This is a genomic window from Burkholderia cepacia ATCC 25416 (assembly GCF_001411495.1).
In the GTDB taxonomy this organism is placed as follows: Bacteria; Pseudomonadota; Gammaproteobacteria; order Burkholderiales; family Burkholderiaceae; genus Burkholderia; species Burkholderia cepacia.
In genome coordinates, this window is the sequence record NZ_CP012982.1 from 896,522 (window position 1) to 915,329 (window position 18,808).

At 69.9% G+C, this 18,808-nt stretch carries 17 protein-coding genes and 2 pseudogenes; 11 read left to right on the forward strand and 8 right to left on the reverse strand.

Features of this window, described 5'->3' with window-relative positions; translation table 11 throughout:
• Window positions 1-47: 47 nt before the first annotated feature.
• Window positions 48-1,049, forward strand: coding sequence for a citrulline utilization hydrolase CtlX (gene ctlX / locus APZ15_RS21435; protein ID WP_027790797.1), 1,002 nt, complete (start codon window positions 48-50; stop codon window positions 1,047-1,049).
• Window positions 1,050-1,179: 130 nt separating this feature from the next.
• On the opposite strand, the gene APZ15_RS21440 is transcribed toward ctlX, so the two are convergent.
• The 4 genes from APZ15_RS21440 to APZ15_RS21455 all read right to left on the reverse strand — a co-directional run bounded on the left by APZ15_RS21440 (window position 1,180) and on the right by APZ15_RS21455 (window position 7,055).
• Window positions 1,180-3,930: an Hsp70 family protein gene (locus APZ15_RS21440; RefSeq protein ID WP_027790796.1), complete on the reverse strand. Its 2,751-nt coding sequence runs from the start codon at window positions 3,928-3,930 to the stop codon at window positions 1,180-1,182.
• Window positions 3,931-3,935: 5 nt separating this feature from the next.
• Complete coding sequence (locus APZ15_RS21445) at window positions 3,936-5,777, reverse strand: Hsp70 family protein (protein ID WP_027790795.1); 1,842 nt, start codon at window positions 5,775-5,777, stop codon at window positions 3,936-3,938.
• Window positions 5,774-6,364 carry a DUF2760 domain-containing protein gene (locus APZ15_RS21450; protein WP_027790794.1) on the reverse strand — a complete coding sequence of 197 codons (591 nt, stop codon included), beginning with the start codon at window positions 6,362-6,364 and terminating at the stop codon, window positions 5,774-5,776. Before APZ15_RS21450 ends, APZ15_RS21445 begins: the two co-directional genes overlap by 4 nt.
• A 250-nt stretch (window positions 6,365-6,614) precedes the next feature.
• Window positions 6,615-7,055, reverse strand: coding sequence for an Rrf2 family transcriptional regulator (locus tag APZ15_RS21455; protein ID WP_027790793.1), 441 nt, complete (start codon window positions 7,053-7,055; stop codon window positions 6,615-6,617).
• Window positions 7,056-7,194: 139 nt separating this feature from the next.
• Here APZ15_RS21455 and APZ15_RS39630 point away from each other — a divergent pair.
• From APZ15_RS39630 to APZ15_RS21480, 5 genes and pseudogenes are all read left to right on the forward strand, one after another.
• Window positions 7,195-7,356: pseudogene (locus APZ15_RS39630) on the forward strand (FAD-dependent oxidoreductase); the annotation flags it as partial.
• Between the two features lie 202 nt (window positions 7,357-7,558).
• Complete coding sequence (locus tag APZ15_RS21465; protein WP_088611380.1) at window positions 7,559-8,485, forward strand: LysR family transcriptional regulator; 927 nt, start codon at window positions 7,559-7,561, stop codon at window positions 8,483-8,485.
• A gap of 139 nt (window positions 8,486-8,624) precedes the next feature.
• Window positions 8,625-9,755: a DSD1 family PLP-dependent enzyme gene (locus APZ15_RS21470; protein ID WP_027790790.1), complete on the forward strand. Its 1,131-nt coding sequence runs from the start codon at window positions 8,625-8,627 to the stop codon at window positions 9,753-9,755.
• 109 nt (window positions 9,756-9,864) lie between these two features.
• Window positions 9,865-10,836 (forward strand): ornithine cyclodeaminase family protein, encoded by a 972-nt coding sequence (locus tag APZ15_RS21475; protein WP_027790789.1) that lies wholly within the window; start codon window positions 9,865-9,867, stop codon window positions 10,834-10,836.
• A gap of 23 nt (window positions 10,837-10,859) precedes the next feature.
• The gene (locus APZ15_RS21480; protein ID WP_027790788.1) at window positions 10,860-11,582 is read left to right on the forward strand and encodes an HAD family hydrolase; all 723 of its coding nucleotides are present in this window, start codon (window positions 10,860-10,862) and stop codon (window positions 11,580-11,582) included.
• Window positions 11,583-11,715: 133 nt separating this feature from the next.
• Here the strand turns inward: APZ15_RS21480 and APZ15_RS21485 are convergent, their stop codons facing one another.
• Together APZ15_RS21485 and APZ15_RS21490 are read right to left on the reverse strand one after the other, a co-directional pair.
• Window positions 11,716-12,333 carry a glutathione S-transferase family protein gene (locus tag APZ15_RS21485; protein ID WP_027790787.1) on the reverse strand — a complete coding sequence of 206 codons (618 nt, stop codon included), beginning with the start codon at window positions 12,331-12,333 and terminating at the stop codon, window positions 11,716-11,718.
• Between the two features lie 86 nt (window positions 12,334-12,419).
• Window positions 12,420-12,788: a hypothetical protein gene (locus tag APZ15_RS21490; RefSeq protein WP_027790786.1), complete on the reverse strand. Its 369-nt coding sequence runs from the start codon at window positions 12,786-12,788 to the stop codon at window positions 12,420-12,422.
• 81 nt (window positions 12,789-12,869) lie between these two features.
• Between APZ15_RS21490 and APZ15_RS21495 the strand changes: the two genes are divergently transcribed.
• Window positions 12,870-13,337 (forward strand): MarR family winged helix-turn-helix transcriptional regulator, encoded by a 468-nt coding sequence (locus APZ15_RS21495; protein ID WP_027790785.1) that lies wholly within the window; start codon window positions 12,870-12,872, stop codon window positions 13,335-13,337.
• 18 nt (window positions 13,338-13,355) lie between these two features.
• Here the strand turns inward: APZ15_RS21495 and APZ15_RS21500 are convergent, their stop codons facing one another.
• A complete protein-coding gene (locus APZ15_RS21500) occupies window positions 13,356-13,967 on the reverse strand; it encodes a TetR/AcrR family transcriptional regulator (RefSeq protein ID WP_027790784.1) in 612 nt (203 codons plus the stop codon).
• 117 nt (window positions 13,968-14,084) lie between these two features.
• On the opposite strand from APZ15_RS21500, the gene APZ15_RS21505 reads away from it, so the two are divergent.
• The 3 genes and pseudogenes from APZ15_RS21505 to APZ15_RS21515 form a co-directional block, all read left to right on the forward strand.
• On the forward strand, window positions 14,085-15,131 hold the full coding sequence (locus tag APZ15_RS21505) for a saccharopine dehydrogenase family protein (protein WP_027790783.1): 1,047 nt from the start codon (window positions 14,085-14,087) through the stop codon (window positions 15,129-15,131).
• Complete coding sequence (locus tag APZ15_RS21510) at window positions 15,128-15,889, forward strand: isocitrate lyase/PEP mutase family protein (protein ID WP_027790782.1); 762 nt, start codon at window positions 15,128-15,130, stop codon at window positions 15,887-15,889. The genes APZ15_RS21505 and APZ15_RS21510 overlap by 4 nt, the downstream gene beginning before the upstream one ends.
• Before the next feature lie 91 nt (window positions 15,890-15,980).
• Window positions 15,981-16,361: pseudogene (locus tag APZ15_RS21515) on the forward strand (aldo/keto reductase); the annotation flags it as partial.
• A 67-nt stretch (window positions 16,362-16,428) separates the two neighbouring features.
• Here the strand turns inward: APZ15_RS21515 and APZ15_RS21520 are convergent.
• Entirely contained in the window at window positions 16,429-17,631 is a 1,203-nt protein-coding gene (locus APZ15_RS21520) for an MFS transporter (RefSeq protein WP_021161683.1), read from the reverse strand.
• 70 nt (window positions 17,632-17,701) lie between these two features.
• On the opposite strand from APZ15_RS21520, the gene APZ15_RS21525 reads away from it, so the two are divergent.
• Window positions 17,702-18,751, forward strand: a complete 1,050-nt coding sequence (locus APZ15_RS21525; protein ID WP_027790780.1) for an AraC family transcriptional regulator — start codon at window positions 17,702-17,704, stop codon at window positions 18,749-18,751.
• Window positions 18,752-18,808 lie beyond the last annotated feature (57 nt).

An 18,808-nucleotide genomic window follows, 5' to 3' on the forward strand; every position in this document is an offset into this window, starting at 1 on the left:
GGCGGCCGGTGCGCCGCCCGTTTTCCTGCCCTTCGTTCCTGCCTGTCATGAATCTCGTATCGATCCAGGCGCCGGCCGCCGTCGTGATGATCCGGCCGCACCGCTTCCTGCCGAACCCGCAGACCGCGGCCGACAACGCCTTCCAGCGCACGGCCGGCAACGGCGCGCCCGACCTGCCGTCGGTATCGGCCGCGGCGCGCGACGAAGTCACGGCCGCCGCGCAGACGCTCGCCGATGCGGGCGTGCGCGTGCATGTATTCGACGACCACGGCGAGCGCGACACGCCCGACTCCGTATTTCCGAACAACTGGTTCTCGACGCACCCGGGCGGCCATGTCGCGCTGTATCCGATGTACAGCCCGAACCGCCGCCGCGAGCGGCGCGCGGACGTGATCGAGATGCTGAAGGCCGAATATCGCGTGCAGGACGTGATCGACTACTCGGGCCTCGAATACGATGACGTGTTCCTCGAAGGCACCGGCGCGATGGTGCTCGATCACGTCGCGCGGATCGCTTACACCGCGCGCTCGCGCCGCGCCGATCCGGTCGCGCTCGAACGCTTCTGCACGCACTTCAATTTCGAGCCGATCTGCTTCGATACGGCCGATGCCGACGGGCGCGCGATCTATCACACGAACGTGATGATGAGCGTCGCGACCGAATTCGCGATGGTGGGCCTCGACCTGATCGCCGACAGCCGGCGTCGCGGCGAAATCGCGCAACGCCTGACCGAAACGGGGCGCGCGGTGATCGCGCTCGATCCATCGCAGATCGCGAATTTCGCGGGCAATACGCTGGAATTGTCGGGCAAGGACGGGCGTGTGCTCGCGCTGTCGCGGCGCGCGTTCGATTGCCTCACGCGCGACCAGCGCACGTTGATCGAGCGCTCCGCGCGGCTGCTGCCGCTCGACGTGCCGACGATCGAGCTGGCCGGCGGGTCGGTGCGCTGCATGCTTGCGGGGATTCATCTCGCGCGGCGGGCCGTTGCGCCGGATGTGATCGCCGTGGAGTCGGCCGCAGCGTTGCGTGAGGCGATGCCGCAGGTCTGACCGGCGCACGATCCGTACAAACGAAAACGGCTGCCGATGCATCGGCAGCCGTTTTTTCAAGGTCGTCGAATACGTGAGCATCGACGGCATGCTCAGGCATCCGGACGATACCGTCGCCCCAGCGCGCCGCTCACCCCGCCAGCAACTTCAACCCGGCCGGCAGCGTCTCGCCGAACACGCGCACCGTGTCGGCTTCGTCGAACGCGATCGCTTCACGCACCATGTCGATCCACGCCGACGATGCATTCGCAGCCGACAGGCGCTTGATTACCGCGTCGCGCGTCACATCCGGCAAATCCCGCGAACGGTCTCCGGTCATCCGCGCAATCTGCGCAGCGGCAAACGCGGCCGGCTCGACCTGCTTCCAGTCGAGCGCGAACAGCGCATCGAGCCAGCCACCGGCGACTTCCGCCGGCACGACGCTGTGCGCACTGCCGTAAAACGGCCGGCGCGCACCGATGCGCCCGAGCGCCCACGCGCACAGCGCACGCTCGGCAGGCTTCTGCAATTGCGCGATCAGGCGGTCGGCCAGTTCGACCTTGCGCTCGACGGGCAGCCGTTCGAGCGACGCGGACAGCCGCGTCATGTCGGCCGGGCCGACCTTGCCCGGATCGAACGGCAGCTTGCGCCGCTTGTCGTCGGACGGTTCGAGGAACGCGATCGCGTCGCGCACCTGCGTCTGCGCATCGTCGTCGAGGCCGCCGGCCACGCGCCGCCACAGCGTCCACCACTCCGACCACACCTGCCCGTCGGTCACGTACTGGATCCCGTCGTCGAACAGCGGCCACAGCTGCTCGATGCGCCAGGCATCGAGCGGATGACCGAAACCCGGACGCAGGCAATAACCGGCAAGGTTCAGCCACGCACGCTCGTGATCGGCCGAACGGCGGCGGCGGCGTGCGCGCGCGAGCAGCGCGTCGAACAGCTCGCGCGCGAGCGCGACGTCCCACGCTTCACGCGCGCCGAGCAGTTGTTCGAGTTGTGCGCGCAACCGGCGCGTGTCTTTCGGCGCGACACCTGCTGCCTTGCTGCCGAACGAGCGCTCGATCAGCTCGATCGCCTGATCGAGCCGCGGATGTCGCGCGGGCGCGGCGTCGTCGCCGTGCACCGGCGCATCGCCGCGCAACTGGAATTCGAGCTTCCAGCGGCGCGCCGCGTCGTCGGTCGCGATGCAATGCATCTCGAGCGTGCCGACCTCGGTCAGCGACGCGGTGAGCTTCACCGGCGTTTCGCGTGCGTCGCCGCCCGCTTTCGCGTCGACGACCGTCGCGATCGGCGGCAGCCGCACGAAATCGCCGCCGTCGAGATCGACGAGATCGCCGGGCCGGTACGGGGTCTCGGCCACGGTCGACATCAAGTGAAAACGCACCGGCTGCCCGAGCTGCAACGCGAACGTGCGATCGTCGAGCCGGATCTCGCGGCCCTCTTCCGCACCGCGCGGCAGCAGGCAGACGCCGCGTGCGGCGGAATCGGCCGCGCCGTCGTCGAGCACGAGGAAATAGCTGCGCGCGGACCCGCCGCCGATGCGCGGCGCATGCCCGGCACGCGCGAGCCCGTACGCGACGGCACCACGTGCGACGGCCACGTCCGGATGCGCGTTGTGCAGCACGTCGAGCGGCGCGCCGCGCCATGCGCCGAGCGTCTGCGCGAGACGGCCGGCGAGCGCGCCCGCGCGGAACACGCCGCCGTTGAGCAGCAGCGTGTCGGGCAGCGGGCCGTCCGCATGGCGGTGCAGGAACGCGGCGACATGCCGCGTGACGGCCGCGTCGCTCGCATACGGCAGCCCGAATTCGACGATCGCGGCGCGCGCACGGCGCGGCAGCTCGCCGGCTTCGACCTGCGGAAAGAACCCGTCGACGACGATCTGCTCGACTTCCTGCCGCGTCAGCTCGGCCGAACGCGCGCCGCCGACGAGCCTGCTGCCCGCGCCGAGCAGCGTGACGGTGACCGACGCCGGCGCATCGTCGCCGAGCAGCCGCTCCTTCGCCGCGCGGCAGCGCTCGACGAGCTGCGACAGGCTCGCGGCCGACAGCCGCGTGCCGGGCTCGGTCAGCCGCGTCTCGACCAGGCGCGCGAGCGCGAGGTCCATGTTGTCGCCGCCGAGCATCAGGTGGTTGCCGACGCCGACACGCGTGAAGGTGGGCTCGCCGTCGTCGCCCGGCGCGACATCGACGAGCGTGAGGTCGGTCGTGCCGCCACCGACGTCGCAGATCAGCACGCGCCGCGCGGCGGCAAACGTGTCGCGCAGCGTGTCGCGCTGGCCGTACAGCCAGTCGTAGAACGCGGCCTGCGGCTCTTCCAGCAGCCGCAGCGCGGGCAGCTTCGCGCGTCGCGCGGCCTCGACCGTCAGTGCGCGCGCGCCGTCGTCGAACGACGCGGGCACCGTCAGGATCACGTCCTGTTTCGCGAGCGGCGCATCGGGAAAACGCGCGTCCCACGCATCGCGCACGTGCGCGAGATAACTCGCGCTCGCGTCGACCGGCGACACCTTCTCGACGCCATCGGCCGCGCCCCACGGCAGGATCGCCGCGAGCCGGTCGACCGACGCGTGCGACAGCCAGCTCTTCGCGCTCGTGACGAGCCGGCCCGGCACCTGCGCGCCGAGCGTGCGCGCGTAGCGGCCGATCACGGCCGGCGGATCGGCGGCCGCGTTCGCGTTTGCTTTCGAGGCGACCGTCCACGGCAGCCGCAACGTGTCCGGCGGCAGCTCGCCCGCCGCCGGGTGATAGCGCACCGACGGCAGCAGCGGCTGCGCGGCCACCGCGCCGGGGCCGACCAGCTGCTCGACGTCGAACACGCGGATCGCGTCGGAAGCGGCCTCGACGTAAGCGACGACCGTATTGCTCGTGCCGAGGTCGATCCCGACCGTATAGCGCTTCATCGCGCTCAGGCGGCGCCGCGCACGTCGAACTCGACCTTCCAGCGCTCGTTCGTGCCGCTCGGGATCGCCTCGAGTTCGAGCGTGCCGGCTTCGGTCACGCGCGCATGCAGCTTCACGGGCACGACCTCGCCGACGGTGCGCCCTTCGGCCGGCAGCGTCGCCTGGATTTCCTCGAGCTCCTGCAGTTCTTCCGGCGACCAGTAGTCGAGCAGCGTGCCGACCTGGTCCTGGCGGCGCACCGACGAACCGAAGAAGCGGAACTGCACCGGTTCGCCGACGACGAGGCCGAACTCCTGCGGCGGCAGCGCCGCGTCCGAGCCTTCCTCCATCCCGAACGGCGCGACGCACAGCGCCTGCACCGGCGGCTCGAGCCCCGGCACCGCGGGCATCGCCGATTCGATCGCGACGTAGTACGCACGCGCCGTGCCGCCGCGAATGCGCACGCCACGGCCGCGCTTCACGTAGCCGTAGTACGCGGCGCCGCGCGCGACCGCGAGATCGAGATCCGCGCCTTCGAGCAGGCGGGCGGGCGGCGCGCCTTCGGCGGCGAGCCAGTTGTTGAGCGTATCGAGCACGCGCTGCGTGAGCAGCGTCGACTTGAACACGCCGCCGTTGAACAGCACGGCAGTCGGGTGCAGGAACGTCGCGCCCTGCGGCAGCGTGCGCTGCACGCCCTCGAGCGAGTCGAGCGCCGCGACCTGGCGGCCGAGGAACGCCGCGAGATGGCGCGTGATGCCCGCATCCTGCGCATACGGCAGGCCGAGCTGCGTCAGGCCGACGCGTGCGCGGCTCACCGGGCGCGCGGCTGCGTCGACCTGCGGGAAGAAGCCTTCGAGGATCGTCTGCGTGAGTTCCGCGCGCGTGAGCTCCGTGCGGATCGACCCGCCGATCAGCTTCGAGCCGCGGCTCGGCACGACGAGCGGCACCGCGTCGGTCGACGGATCGGACAGCAGCGTTTCCTTCGCGGAACGGCATGCGTACGTGAGCGCCCGCAGTTGCCACGGATCGGCCTGCGTGCCCTGCTGCGCGAGCTTGCGCGCGACGACGTGCGCGAGCGCGAGGTCCATGTTGTCGCCGCCGAGCAGGATGTGCTCGCCGACCGCCACGCGATGCAGCTCGAGATTGCCGTCGCGCTCGACCACCGCGATCAGCGACAGGTCGGTCGTGCCGCCGCCGACGTCGACGCACAGGATCAGGTCGCCGACCTGCACCTGCTTGCGCCAGCCGCCCTGGCTCTTCTGGATCCAGCTGTACAGCGCGGCCTGCGGCTCCTCGAGCAGCGTCATCCGCGAGTAGCCGGCGGCGCGGGCGGCCTCGGCCGTCAGCTCGCGCGCGGCCGGGTCGAACGACGCGGGGATCGTGACCGTCACGTCCTGGTCGGCGAACGGCGCGTCGGGATGCGCGTGGTCCCACGCTTCGCGCAGGTGCGTCAGGTAGCGGATCGAGCTTTCCAGCGGCGACACGCGCGACACTTCCGGCGGCGCATCGCTCGGCAGGATCGCCGCGCGGCGATCGACGCCCGGGTGGCACAGCCAGCTCTTCGCGCTCGACACGAGGCGGATCGGCGTGCCCGCGCCGCGCGTGCGCGCCATCTCGCCGACGGCGAAGCCGCGCGAGGCCGTCCACGGCAGCGTCAGGTCGCCCTGCGTGAGTTCGCTTTCATGCGGCAGGTAGAGGAACGACGGCAGCAGGTCGCGCGACTCCAGCGCGCCGGGCGCGGTGAGCTGCGCGATCGGCAGCACCTGCTGCGTGATGGTTTCGCCGTCGCTCGCGGCGCTGTCGACATACGACAGCGCGCAGTGGGTCGTACCGAGATCGATACCGATCGAATAGCGCGGATCGCTCACAGTTCCACCTCCGCCGGTGCGACGACCGAGGCGTCGTGGCTGCCCGTCAGCTTCGGCAGGCGCACGTCGGCCACCCGCCAGCCGCGATGGCTGACCGTGCCCGTGAACGGCGCGGCGCCGACCACGTTGCCGGTCACGCGCACGGCCGTCGCGTCGAAACCGGCCGGCAGCGTCACGCGGCTGCCCTCGGCTTCGTCGCGCACCGGCACGATCGTGAAGTGTTCGCGCAGCGCGGCACGGCAGCCGTCGTGCACGAGGCGCGCGGCCGCGCCGATCTCGGCGTCCGCATAGCCGGCGATGTCTTCCTCGACGAAGTCGATGAAGCGCGCGTCGCGCTGCAGCAGGCCGAGCAGTTGCAGTGCGGCCTGCGGGCTCGCTTCGCGCAGCTCGGGAGCAGGCGCCTTCACGGGTGCGGGGGCCGGCGCAACGGGCGCGGCAGCCGGGGCCGGGGTCGGCGCGACCGATGCCGGGGCGCCGTCGCGCACGCGCAGCACGCCGGCCGCGAACTCGCGATTGCCGAGCACGGAGAAGAACGTGCCGACGGCAAGCGACAGCCGGCCGAAGAAGGACAGGTTGGATTCGGGCATGAGGTCTGGACTCCTGTGGGCTCGCGACACGGCGAGCGATCTTGCATGGGCGCCCGGCGGCGGCGTGCGGATTGCGCACTGCCGCCGCCCGGCGCGTGATTCGGTCGCGCCCTCGCGGGTGCGGAAAACCCGTATTTTGCCCTGTGGCGGGCGAACCGGGCAGAAGTTGGGGGACAGAACATCGCGGCGCGACGGTTTCGGCCGCGCCGGCGCGCACGGCGGCCGTGCCCGGCCGCGATGCTGCAGCGCGTCAGCGCGGCTTGCGCCGCCGGGCCGCCTTCGCTTCGAAATCGCGCGACAGCATGCCGAGCGTGACTTCGCCGAAGCGCGCGAGCAGCGCCGTCTCGGCCTCTTTCAGCGTGGCCGACAGGTGCGCGTTGACGGCCTGCTCGACCAGGCATTCGGCCTCGTCGTCGGTGACGAGATCGGAGAACAGCGGTGGCTCGCCCACCGCGCCATAGACGTCGAGCAGCGTGATGTCGTCGAGCGCGACACTCAGCGCCCACCCGCCGCCATGCCCCTTCTCCGACTGCACGTAGCCGTGGTCGCGCAAACCGCCGAGCAGGCGTCGCACGACCACCGGGTTCGTGCCCAGCATCGTCGCGATCGTCTCCGACGTCAGCGGGCCGTCGGCGTGGTCCATGTGGATCAGCACGTGCAGCATGCGCGACAAGCGGCTATCGGTTCTCACGGGCGGCGCCTCTCTCTCGAAACTTTTGAAGTTGCGTGAATGATACCACCGCCCTATCATGCAACTTCTCGTGTTTCGTGAGTTGACCGCCATCGGAACACGTCCTTCAATCACGCAGGTTCAGGAAAGGAGCGGGTGCATGCATGACCATCATGAAGTGATCGTGATCGGCGGCAGCTTTGCGGGGCTGTCGGCCGCGATGCAGCTTGCGCGGGCGCGCCGCCGCGTGCTCGTGATCGACGCCGGCCGGCCGCGCAACCGCTTTGCCGCGCACGCGCACGGCTTTTTCGGGCAGGACGGCAATAGGTCCCGGCCTTCCACGGCATGCACCGTGCTGGTCTGGACACGCTGCACAGAAAGCCGGACGCCGTCTCTATATCGGCGCAACGCGACCGTTCTTTAAGCCGTCGACACCGGCCATGTCGCCCGCGCCGCCGCCTCGATGGCTACGACGCGTGATATGCGGTTTAATGCCCTGCATCGTTCACATTAAGAGACACGAAATGCTCGACCTCGACGACCTTCGGCTCGTACGCGCGATCGGTACGTCGCGCTCGCTGGCCTCCGCCGCCCGGCTGCTCGATCTCACACCGCCCGCGGTCACGATCCGCCTGCAGCGGATGGAGGCGCGCTTGAACGCCAGGCTCGCGGTGCGGCAACCGAAAGGGGTCGCGTTGACCGACGAAGGGCAACGGCTGTACCAGGAAGCCGTCGACATTCTCGAGCGCGTGGACGCGCTGCCGGTCAGCATTTCAGGCGACCACGGCGACGTGCGGGGCACGCTGCGCGTCGTCGCCCCGCTCGGCTTCGGGCGAAAGTACGTCGCGCGGATCGTGCGCGACCTGCAGCGCGCGCACCCGAAACTCGACATCACGCTCCACCTGTCGGACAGCCCGTTGACCAGCGCGTCGGGGGCCGACGTGGTCGTGCACGTCGGCAGCCTCAAGTCGTCGTCGTGGATCGGCTATCCGCTTGCGCCCAACGAGCGATTTCTGTGCGCGAGCCCTGCTTATGCCCGTCGCATCGAGGCATTGAACCATCCGTCCGACCTGGCCCGATACGACTGCCTGTGCCTGCGCGAGAACGACGAGGACATCCCGCGATGGCGCTTCTCGTCCGGCGGCGACGTCAAGGGTGCCCCACGCCGGTCCGCCGTGATCCGCGTCACCGGCGCGCTGTCCTCCAACGACGGCACCGTCATCACCGAATGGGCGCTGGCCGGGCTCGGGATCGTCGAGCGCTCCGAGTGGGACGTCGCTCCGCTGCTCGCGAACGGCAGGCTCGTCCGGTTACTGCCCGACTGGCACCTGCCGCCCGCGCCGGTCACGGCGCTGCTGCCGTCGCGCACCGGCCGTTCCGCGCGGCAACGGGTATTCCTCGAAGCCGCGACGCGGTTGCTGAGCCCGCCGCCGTGGCGCGGCAAGGCATGAGTGGCGCCGGGTTCGGGTTCGGGCTCGCGCGATCCGGTCGATTAAACGGTGTTTAATGCCGTATTAGCGTTGCGTTAAACACGCGGCCCGTCGACACCTCTACAGTGTTCGCACCGGCAACATTCCGAGGCAACGCATCGTGGACCTTCAAACCCTCAACACCCCGGCCGCCCTGATCGACGTCGGCCGCATGCGTCACAACATCGGCCGCATGCAGGCACATCTGGACGCGCTCGGCGTCAGGTTCCGGCCGCACGTCAAGACCACCAAATGCACGCACGTCGTCGATGCCCAGGTCGCCGCGGGCGCGCAAGGCGTCACGGTGTCGACGCTCAAGGAAGCCGAACAGTTTTTCGCGCACGGTATCCGCGACATCGTCTACGCGGTCGGCATGGTGCCCGCGAAGCTCGGCCAGGCGCTCGCGCTGCGCCGGCAGGGCTGCGACCTGAAGCTGGTCACGGACAGCCTGCCGGCTGCACACGCGATCGCCGAATTCGGGCGCGCGCATGGCGAGCGCTTCGAAGTGTGGATCGAGGTCGACGTCGACGGCCACCGCTCGGGGATCCCGCCCGACGCGGGCCTGCTGATCGACGTGGGCCGCGCGCTGGTCGACGGCGGGCTCGTGCTCGGCGGCGTGCTGGCGCACGCGGGCTCGAGCTACGAATACAGCACGCCCGAAGCGCTGGCGGCCATCGCCGAACAGGAGCGCAGCCGCACCGTGCGCGCGGCGGAACGCCTCCGGGCCGCCGGGCTGCCCTGCCCGGTCGTGAGTATCGGCTCGACACCCACCGCGCTCGCGGCGCGACACCTCGACGGCGTCACCGAGGTGCGTGCCGGCGTGTATGTGATGTTCGACCTCGTGATGCACAACATCGGCGTGTGCGACCTGTCCGACATCGCGCTGTCGGTACTGACCACCGTCATCGGGCACCAGGAAGAGAAAGGCTGGGCGATCGTCGACGCAGGCTGGATGGCGATGAGCCGCGACCGCGGCACGCAGCGTCAGGCGCGCGATTTCGGCTACGGGCAGGTCTGCACCGAACACGGCGACGTGCTCGGCGACTACGTGATGAGCGCCGCCAACCAGGAGCACGGGATCGTGTCGCGCGCGGGCGCGCCCGACTCCGGCATCGCGCAACGGTTTCCGATCGGCACCCGCCTGCGCATCCTGCCGAATCACGCGTGCGCCACCGGTGCGCAACATCCCGAGTATCAGGCGATCGGCGACGGCGGCAGCGCGCAGGCGTGGCCGCGCTTCTACGGGTGGTGAGCCGAGCCGCGCGCCCGCACCGTGTCACCGATACATTGACTATTTGTCCAAAACTGGACAAAATTTAAACACCCTCGTTTTGCGTTGCGCCGAAAGCGCTTGCCCGAACATGCCGACAGACGCCCGACTCCTGCTTCTCGACCGTGATGCCGTCGAACCCGCCCTCGAGGCCGCGCAAGTGACGGCGGCGGTTCGCGAAGCATTCGTGCTGCACAGTCAACGGGCCGGGCGCGTGTTTCCGGTGGTTCGCGAGAAGCTGCACACAGGCGGCGTATTCGGGATCAAGTCGGGCGACGTCGCGTGCCAGGCGCTGCTCGGCTTCAAGGCGGCCGGGTTCTGGCCCGGGAACCGGGCGCTCGGCGGCGAACCGCATCAGGCCACCGTCGCGCTGTTCGATCCGGCCACTGGCCGCCCGCTGTGCATCATGGACGGCAATGCGATCACCACCGCGCGAACCGGTGCCGCCGGCGGCCTCGGGCTGCAACTGCTCGCGCGTCGCGACAGCACGCGAATCTGCGTGTTCGGCACGGGCGTGCAGGCGCGCGTCCAGCTCGACTACGCGCTCGGGCTGCTGCCGCAACGGTGCACGGTGCGGTACGTGAACGTCAGCGGCGAGCCCGACCCGGAGTTCGAATCGGCGTTCCGGGAGCGATGCACGATCGGCGTGGCACGCGACCGGAACGACGCGGTGGCCGATAGCGACGTGGTCATCACGGCCACACCGGGCGGCGGCGCGCTGTTCGATGCGGATGCGGTTCGGCCGGGCACCCACCTGACCTGCGTCGGCGCCGACACGGCCGGCAAGCGCGAGCTTCCGGCAGGCGTGCTGGAACGCGCGCGCATCGTCGTGGACGATCACGATCAGGCCCGCAGCATCGGCGAGTGCCAGTGGGCGCCGGATTTGCCATGCACTGAAATCGGTGACATCCTCGCCGGAACCGCGTCGGTCGACCGCGCGCCGCACGAGATCACCGTCTTCGACATGACCGGGCTGGCGCTTCAGGACCTGACCGTCGCCCGCTTCCTGTATCGACAGGCCCTCGAAAACGGCACCGGAATTTCCATTCCGTGGCCGTGGTAAACGAAACCCTCTCGTCAACCGCCATGCGTCTCGCCAAAGTTTCCGCCCTCTCGTTCGACCTGGACGACACCCTGTGGCCGTTCGGGCCGGCCGTCGTACGGGCCGAAGCGGCGCTTCACGCATGGTTGATCGAGCACGCGCCCGGTACCGCGCGCGTGCTGTCCACGCAGCAGGCGCTGAGCGGGTTGCGTGAGGAATACGAACGATTGTGCCCCGGGCTCGCCGGCGATTTCCGTGCGATGAGGATCGGATCGATCCGGCTTGCGCTGGAGCGTGCGAACGAGGATGTCGCGCTCGCCGAGCACGCGTACGCGGCGTTCTTTGCCGCGCGCAACCGGGTCGAATTCTATGACGATGCGTTGCCCGCGCTCGCGTGGTTGAGCGCGCGGTTTCCGTTGATCGCGGTGACCAACGGCAACGCCGACCTCCGGATGACCGGCGGCGGCGAATACTTTCGTGCGACGCTCAGCGCGCAGGCGTTCGGGGTCGCGAAGCCGGAGCCCGGGATCTTCCATGCGGCGGCGGAAACGCTCGACGTGCAGCCGGCGGAACTGCTGCACGTCGGGGACGACTATCACCTCGATATCGTCGGTGCGTTGAACGCGGGGCTTCAGGCAGCGTGGGTGGTTCGCGACACGCATCCGGAACCGGAACGTGTGCAGCAGCAGGCCGCCACGCCGCACCTTACGCTCAACGACCTGTCGATGCTGTGTCGCGCGCTCGGCGGGCCTGACGACGTAGCGTGAGCGCAAGCGCCTGCGTGCGCTGCGCGCGCGACGCACGCATTACCGCCATGACACACGGCCGGCAGGCATCCGCCCACTGCGCAAACGGAACGGCCGGCCTGGCCGATGCGTCCCATGGCCGGCCGCCGCACGCTCACGCCGCCTTGCGCGCGTCCGCGATCCGCTGCGGCGCCTTCGGCCGCGCATACAGCCGTTCGAGGTACGCCCGCAACTGCGGGAACGATTCGATCAGGTTGCATTCGCCGGCCCAGTCGATCAGGTAAGCCGTCACGCAATCGGCCACCGTCAGCGTGTCGCCGACGATGAACTCGCGCCCTTCCAGATGCTTGTCCAGAATCGCGGCCATCGTCCTGAAATCCTCGCGCGCCAGTTCGATGTCGGCCGGCGAGCGCTTTTCTGGCGGATAGAGGAACGAATGCCGCGTGATCCGCCACAGCGGCTGCTCGAGCTCCGTCACCGCGAACATCACCCACCGGTAGGCCTGCGCGCGCAGCGCCGGATCGACCGGCAGCAACGCCTTCTCCGGGTACTTGTCCGCGAGATGCAGCACGATCGCGGCCGACTCGGGGATCACGAGGTCGCCGTCCACCAGCACGGGCACCTTGCCGGCCGGATTGAGGCGCAGGAATTCGGGCCGCTTGTGCTCGCCCTGGAGCAGGTTCACCGAGACGAACTCGAAGTCGGCATCCAGCTCCTTCAGCCCCCACAGCGCGCGCTGAGTGCGGGTGCCGGCAAATCCGTAAAGCTTCATCGCCAGTCTCCATCCAGAATGTCGGAAATTTCCGCATGCCGGCCACGGCGCCTCGCCGATCCGCAACGCCTGGCCTCGCTCGTCGTTTACGCGCCGGGAATCGCCAGCACCGGCATCACGTCAATCGCCACACCCGGGAACAGCGTGAAATGCGGATGGCCTTCGAACAATGCGGCCGCCGCGTCGTGCGACGCCGCCCGCACGACGGTAAAGCCGCTCATCGCGTTCGCCGTGTCGGTGACGCCGGCCGCATCGATCGTCTTCGTCTTGCCGAGCGGCCCGCCCATCTCGACGATCGCGTCGCGATTGCGGTCGACCCATGCATGCCACGCGGCGATGCCGTCGCGCTCGCGCGTGCGCCGCTCGTCTTCCGGCAACGCCAGCCAGGCCTTCATGGCCGGGCTATCCTTGGCGCCGAGAAATACCGCGAGATACAACTGCTGTTGAGCACTCATGCCGCCTCCTCCGGTGACGGGCACGACGGACTGCCGCGCCTCGACCTTGACACGATAGGTTGATATCAACACAATTGCAACATGGCACGAAAAGAAAAGCTCCCTTTCGAAACGACGCTGATGGTGCGCGATTGCTGCCTGTGCCTGCACATGCAGCGCGCGGCGCGCAATCTTGCGCGGATCTTCGACGATGTGCTGCGCCCGCTCGACCTCACCAACGGCCAGTTTTCGCTGCTGATGTCGCTGAACCGGCCGCAGCCGGCGCCGATGAAATCGGTCGCATCGGTGCTCGCGATGGATCGCACCACGCTCACGGCCGCGCTCAAACCGCTCGAGCGGCGCGGCCTCGTCACGATCGCGCAGGACCCGGACGACCGGCGCAGCCGTCTGCTCGAACTGACGCAGGCCGGCCACGACCTGCTGGCCGAGGCATTTCCGCTGTGGCAGCAGACGCATGCCGAGATCGAACGGCCGTTCGCACCGGGGGAAGTCGATCAGTTGCGCGGCCAGTTGCGTGTGCTGTCCGTCGATCCGGCCGAACGCGGCTGAACGGAACCGGCGCGCGACTTACCGCGGCAGGCCGGCCTGCTTCCGGCCCTTCTTCGGCAACAGCAGTTGGGCGAATTCCTGCAGGAAGGCCACGGGCCCGTGCGCATGCAGCGCCTGCCCGCTGCTCAGCGCGCCGTCGATGACGGTCGCGAGCCGCAGCGCGAAGGTTTCCGGTTCGTCGACGCCCATCGCGCCCGCCAGTTCGGTCAGCCGGCGCCGCAGCTCCTGCTTGTGCGCGACGGCCACCTTGCGGGCCGGATGATTGCCGTCCGCGTATTCGGCGGCGATGTTGATCTGCGGGCAACCGCGATAGCCGGGGCGCGCGATGCGTTCACCGATCCATTGCAGCTGCGCATCCAGTTCCTCGCGCGGCGTGCGCCGGTACTGCGCGGCCACCGCATCCCAATGCGCCCAGAAATCGGCGTCCTCGCGCAGCAGGAACGCTTCGATCAGGTCGTCCTTCGTCGCGAAGTGACGATAGAGGCTCGTCTTCGCCACGCCCGCCTGCGCGACGATCAGGTCCACGCCGACCGCGCGCGTACCCTCCCGGTAGAACAGCTCGCTGGCCGTTTGCAGAATGCGTTCGCGCGTATCGGGCGCGTTCCCTGGTGTACCTGTTTCCTTTTTCATCCCGACCCGGCCATGCTGGCCGCCCTTGCCGCAACAGTGAGCCGATCATAGCACCGCGGGATTGACGACGATACAGGTCTGTACTATAAAACAGACCGATCTGTATCGGAGTTGATCATGGACGATCGAATGACGGTTGCAGTCTATGGCGCCACGGGTCATACCGGGCGGTTTGTCGTCGCCGAACTGGCACGGCGCGGCCTGCGCGCGATCCGCATCGGCCGCGATGCGGCGCGGCTCGCGGAAGGCGGCGGCGCAGCGTCGCTCGCGCGCGTCGCCGCGATCGACGATCCGGCCGCGCTCGACACCGCGCTGCGCGGCGCGGATACCGTGATCAACTGCGCGGGGCCGTATCTCGATACCGCGCTGCCGCTGGCCGATGCCGCACTGCGGGCCGCCATCCCCTATCTCGACCTGACGGCCGAGCAGCCGTCGGTGCTGGCGCTGGCCGAACACTGCGATGCCCGGGCACGCGCCGCGGGCGTGACCGTCGTGCCGGCCGCGGCGTTCTACGGCGGCCTGGCCGACCTGCTCGTCACGGCCGTCGTGGACAAGAGCCAGCCGATCGAGCGCGTCGATATCGCGACCGGGCTCGACCGCTGGCACCCGACGCGCGGCACGCGCGTGACGGGCGAACGCAACCGCGCGGTACGGCTCGTGCAGAAGGACGGAAAGCCGACGCCGGTGCCGTCGACCGCACGCGAACGCGCATGGCCGTTCCCGCCGCCGATCGGTCAGGTCGACGTCACGCTGCTGCCGTTTTCGGAAGTGATGACGCTCTCGCGCCACCTGCGCATCGACACGATCGAATCGTGGCTCGCGACGCTCGCGCTGCGCGACGTGCGCGATGCCGCCACGCCGCCGCCCGTGCCGACCGACGCGCTGGGCCGCTCGGCGCAGCAGTTCGCGATGGACGCGATCGTCGTGCAGGGCGGCACGACGCACCGCGCGACCGCGTCCGGGCGCGACATCTACGCGGTCAGCGCACCGATCATCGTCGAGGCCGCCATGCGCCTGATGACGGGCAACACCGTGGTGTCAGGCGGCGTGCGCAGTCTCGGCGAACTGTTCGACGCGCGCGATTTTCTCGCGGCGCTCGATTCGGTGGCAGTATCGTTCGGCACGACGACCGACCCGGTTTTCCACAAGGAGACACAAACATGAGCAGCAACGAGAAAGGCGCGTATTTCCGGTCGCTTCACCGCGCGGGCCAGCCGCTGGCGCTATTCAACGTGTGGGACGCCGGCAGCGCGCGCACGGCGGCCGACGCGGGCGCCGTCGCGCTGGCAACCGGCAGCTGGTCGGTCGCGGCGGCCAACGGGTTCGTCGACGGCGAGCAGATGCCGCGCGCGGTCATGATGGAGGTGCTCGAGCGCATCACGCGCGCGACCGCCCTGCCCATCACCGTCGATCTCGAAAGCGGGTACGGCGAGCGGCCGGAAGATGTCGCCGAAACGATCGCGCTCAGCATCGAGGCCGGCGCGATCGGCTGCAACCTCGAGGACAGCTTTCCGGCGACGGGCGAATTGCGTGACGTCGAAGCTGCCGCAGCCCGTCTCGCGGCAGCACGGCAGGCGGCCGATCGCGCGGGCGCCGACTACTTCATCAACGCGCGTACCGACGTGTTCTTCAAGGCGCCGGCCGACACGCACGACGAGCGCCTGCTCGATGCCACGCTGGCCCGCGCACGCGCGTACGCGGCGGCCGGCGCCGACGGGCTCTTCGTGCCGGGGCTGCGCTCGCCGGCGCTCATTCGCGCGCTGACGGCCGCATCGCCGCTGCCGGTGAACGTGATGCGCGTCGCGGAAACGCCGACATTGGCCGAACTCGCGGACTACGGCGTGGCCCGCATCAGTCACGGGCCGTATCCGTACCTGCAGGCGATGAAGACGCTGGCGGAGATGGTCAGGCAGGGCGGCTAGATGATGCACGATGAACGCCGGCCGCCGCGATCGGCACGCGCCGCCGCATGAACCGGGCCGGTTGCTGCGCGACTGGCGCGACGGGCGCGGCGTCACGCCCGCGCAGATCGCGCAGGGCCGGCGGATTTGCGACATCGTGTGCGTGCAGAACCGCTACAACGTCGCACATCGCGGCGACGACGCGCTGATCGACGCGCTCGCCCGCGACGGCATCGCCTATGTGCCGTGCTTTCCGCTCGGCGGCTTCTCGCCGCTGCAGTCGTCGACACTGTCCGACGTGGCGGCGCGCGTCGGCGCGACGCCGATGCAGGTCGCGCTCGCGTGGCTGCTGCGCCGCGCGCCGAACGTCCTGCTGATTCCCGGCACGTCGTCGGCCGCGCATCTGCGCGAGAACCTCGCGGCGTCCGGCCTCGTGTTGCCGGACGATGCGCTCGCGGACCTCGACCGCATCGCGGGCGCCGGCACCGCCTGACGCTCGACGGGCGGACGGCCGCCGGCGGGCCTGCACCACCGCACCACCGCGCCGGCCTGCCGGCCGGTCAGGACGCGGCGACGCCGACCCGCTTCGGCACGCCCGTCACGATCGCCGCGACCGCGACGGCCAGCACGACGGCCGCGCCCACGAACACGCCAGCCGCGCCGTTCGCGTCGAACACGACGCCACCGGCCGCCGCCCCCGTCGCGATGGCAAGCTGGATCGCCGCGACGATCAGCCCGCCCGCACTTTCGGCTTCATCGGGCACGGTGCGCGTGACCCAGGTCGACCACGCGACCGGCACGCCGCCGAAGGCCATCCCCCACAACGCGACGAGCACCGCATCGATCATCGGCGCGCGGCCGAGCGCGACGAGCGCGACGGCGAGCACGACCATCAGCGCGGGCATCGCGATCAGCATCGGCCGCAGCCGGTGTTCGAGCACGCGGCCCGCGAGCGACGTACCGACGAAGTTGGCGATACCGTAGCCGAGCAGGATCGCCGACAGGCCGTTCACGCCGACGCCCGCGACCTGTTCGAGGAACGGCCGTAGATACGTGAAGAACGCGAAATGCCCGGTGAACACGAGGATCGTCGCGAACATCCCGAGGCCGACGGTCGGCCGGCGCAGCACGTCGATCAGCGTCCGCAGCCGCGTCGTGCCGCTCGGCGGCAGCGACGGCAGCGTGACGAGCTGCGACACGAACGCGATGCCGCCGAGCGCGCCCGCGATCAGGAACACGTTGCGCCAGCCGATCAGGTGACCGAAGTAGCTGCCCATCGGCGCGGACGCGATCGTCGCGACCGCCACGCCGCTGAAGATGATCGACAGCGCACGCGGCACCATCGCCGTCGGCACCAGCCGCATCGTGGTGGCCGTCGCCATCGTCCAGAAGCCGCCCAGCGCGACGCCGAGCACGACGCGGCCGATCAGCAGCATCGTCAGGCTGGTCGCGAACGCGACCGCTAGATTCGACGCGACGAGCAACACCGAAAACGCGAGCAGCACGCGCCGCCGGTCGATCGTGCGCGTCACCGCGGAGATCAGGAGGCTCGTGACGAGCGCCACCGTCGCGGTGGCCGTGACGGCCTGCCCGGCGACGCCTTCGGTCACGCCGAGGCTCTCGGCCATCGGCGTCAGCAGGCTCGCGGGCAGGAATTCGGCCGTGACGAGCCCGAACACGCCGAGCGCCATCGCAAATACCGCGCCCCAGGCCGGTTCGCGGGGGGCCGCCGTCGCGGCGACAGAGGAAATTCCGGGATTCATGCGTCGTTCCGTGTCGTTTAGGGAAAATACCGATGACGGCGTATCGTAAGGAACCACGGCAGGACGGTCTATGACATACAATCCGCTCTTGTTGATCGATCGTCCGAATCTCGCCATGTCCGAGCCCTTGCCTTCCTCCGCGTCCGACGTACACGACCTCGTCAGCGAACTGCTGCTGGGGATGCGCCTGAGCGGCGTCCAGTACCGCCGCATCCAGGTGGCGCGGCCGTTCGGGCTGAATTTCGGCGATGCGCCGGGCCGCGCGCAGTTCCATTTCGTCGGGCGCGGGCCCGTGCTGCTGCGCGACGCGAACGGCGAGACGATGCAGCTCGAAGCCGGCGACGCAATCCTGCTGCCGCACGGCGGCATGCACGCGCTGGTCTCCGACCCCGATGCGCCGTGCCGCGAGATCAACGGCTTCGAGGTCGCGAAGATCTGCGATACGGTCGCGTCGGTGGCGTCGGCGGGCGCGTCGCCGGCAAGCTGCGCGACGACCGAGCCGGGTGCCGGCGACGCGCTGATCTTCAGCGCGTGCATGGAGCTCGACCTCGGCGGCATGCAGCCGCTCGTCGGCACGATGCCCGAGTTCATGCACGTCGGCACGCTGCTCGCGCGCTACCCGGAAATCCGCCCGATGCTCGATGCGATGGAGCGCGAATCCTGCTCGGCGCGCGCGGGCTTCGCCGGCATCCTCGCGCGGCTCGCGGACGTGGTCGCGGCGTTCATCGTGCGCGGCTGGGTCGAATGCGGCTGCGGCGACGCGACGGGCTGGGTGCAGGCGCTGCGCGAACCGAAGCTCGGCCGCGCGATCGTCGCGCTGCATCGCGATCCGGGCCGCAACTGGAGCGTGGCGGAACTCGCCACCGAAGCGGGCGTGTCACGTTCGGTGTTCGCCGAACGCTTTCTCGCAGCCACCGGGATGACACCCGTGCGCTACCTGACCGAGCTGCGGATGCGGCTCGCCGCGCAATGGATCACGCGCGACCACGAGACGATCGAAGCCGTCGCGTACCGGCTCGGCTACGGCTCGCTCGCCGCGTTCAGCCGCGCGTTCAAGCGTGTGGTGGGCAAGCCGCCGGGCGCCGTGCGCGCGGACGGCGAGGCGCGCGTCGAAGCGTAAGGCGCGACGTGTCACGCACGCGCCATGTATCGCGCGTGATGCCGCCAGCCGTCGCCC

What these genes read in the sequence shown, in the direction of transcription:
- ctlX (WP_027790797.1), top strand. Translation starts at nt 48, where the DNA reads ATGAATCTCGTATCGATCCAGGCGCCGGCCGCCGTCGTGATGATCCGG.
- APZ15_RS21440 (WP_027790796.1), bottom strand. Translation starts at nt 3,930, where the DNA reads ATGAAGCGCTATACGGTCGGGATCGACCTCGGCACGAGCAATACGGTC.
- APZ15_RS21450 (WP_027790794.1), bottom strand. Translation starts at nt 6,364, where the DNA reads ATGCCCGAATCCAACCTGTCCTTCTTCGGCCGGCTGTCGCTTGCCGTC.
- APZ15_RS21465 (WP_088611380.1), top strand. Translation starts at nt 7,559, where the DNA reads ATGCTCGACCTCGACGACCTTCGGCTCGTACGCGCGATCGGTACGTCG.
- APZ15_RS21475 (WP_027790789.1), top strand. Translation starts at nt 9,865, where the DNA reads ATGCCGACAGACGCCCGACTCCTGCTTCTCGACCGTGATGCCGTCGAA.
- APZ15_RS21480 (WP_027790788.1), top strand. Translation starts at nt 10,860, where the DNA reads ATGCGTCTCGCCAAAGTTTCCGCCCTCTCGTTCGACCTGGACGACACC.
- APZ15_RS21485 (WP_027790787.1), bottom strand. Translation starts at nt 12,333, where the DNA reads ATGAAGCTTTACGGATTTGCCGGCACCCGCACTCAGCGCGCGCTGTGG.
- APZ15_RS21490 (WP_027790786.1), bottom strand. Translation starts at nt 12,788, where the DNA reads ATGAGTGCTCAACAGCAGTTGTATCTCGCGGTATTTCTCGGCGCCAAG.
- APZ15_RS21495 (WP_027790785.1), top strand. Translation starts at nt 12,870, where the DNA reads ATGGCACGAAAAGAAAAGCTCCCTTTCGAAACGACGCTGATGGTGCGC.
- APZ15_RS21500 (WP_027790784.1), bottom strand. Translation starts at nt 13,967, where the DNA reads ATGAAAAAGGAAACAGGTACACCAGGGAACGCGCCCGATACGCGCGAA.
- APZ15_RS21505 (WP_027790783.1), top strand. Translation starts at nt 14,085, where the DNA reads ATGGACGATCGAATGACGGTTGCAGTCTATGGCGCCACGGGTCATACC.
- APZ15_RS21510 (WP_027790782.1), top strand. Translation starts at nt 15,128, where the DNA reads ATGAGCAGCAACGAGAAAGGCGCGTATTTCCGGTCGCTTCACCGCGCG.
- APZ15_RS21520 (WP_021161683.1), bottom strand. Translation starts at nt 17,631, where the DNA reads ATGAATCCCGGAATTTCCTCTGTCGCCGCGACGGCGGCCCCCCGCGAA.
- APZ15_RS21525 (WP_027790780.1), top strand. Translation starts at nt 17,702, where the DNA reads ATGACATACAATCCGCTCTTGTTGATCGATCGTCCGAATCTCGCCATG.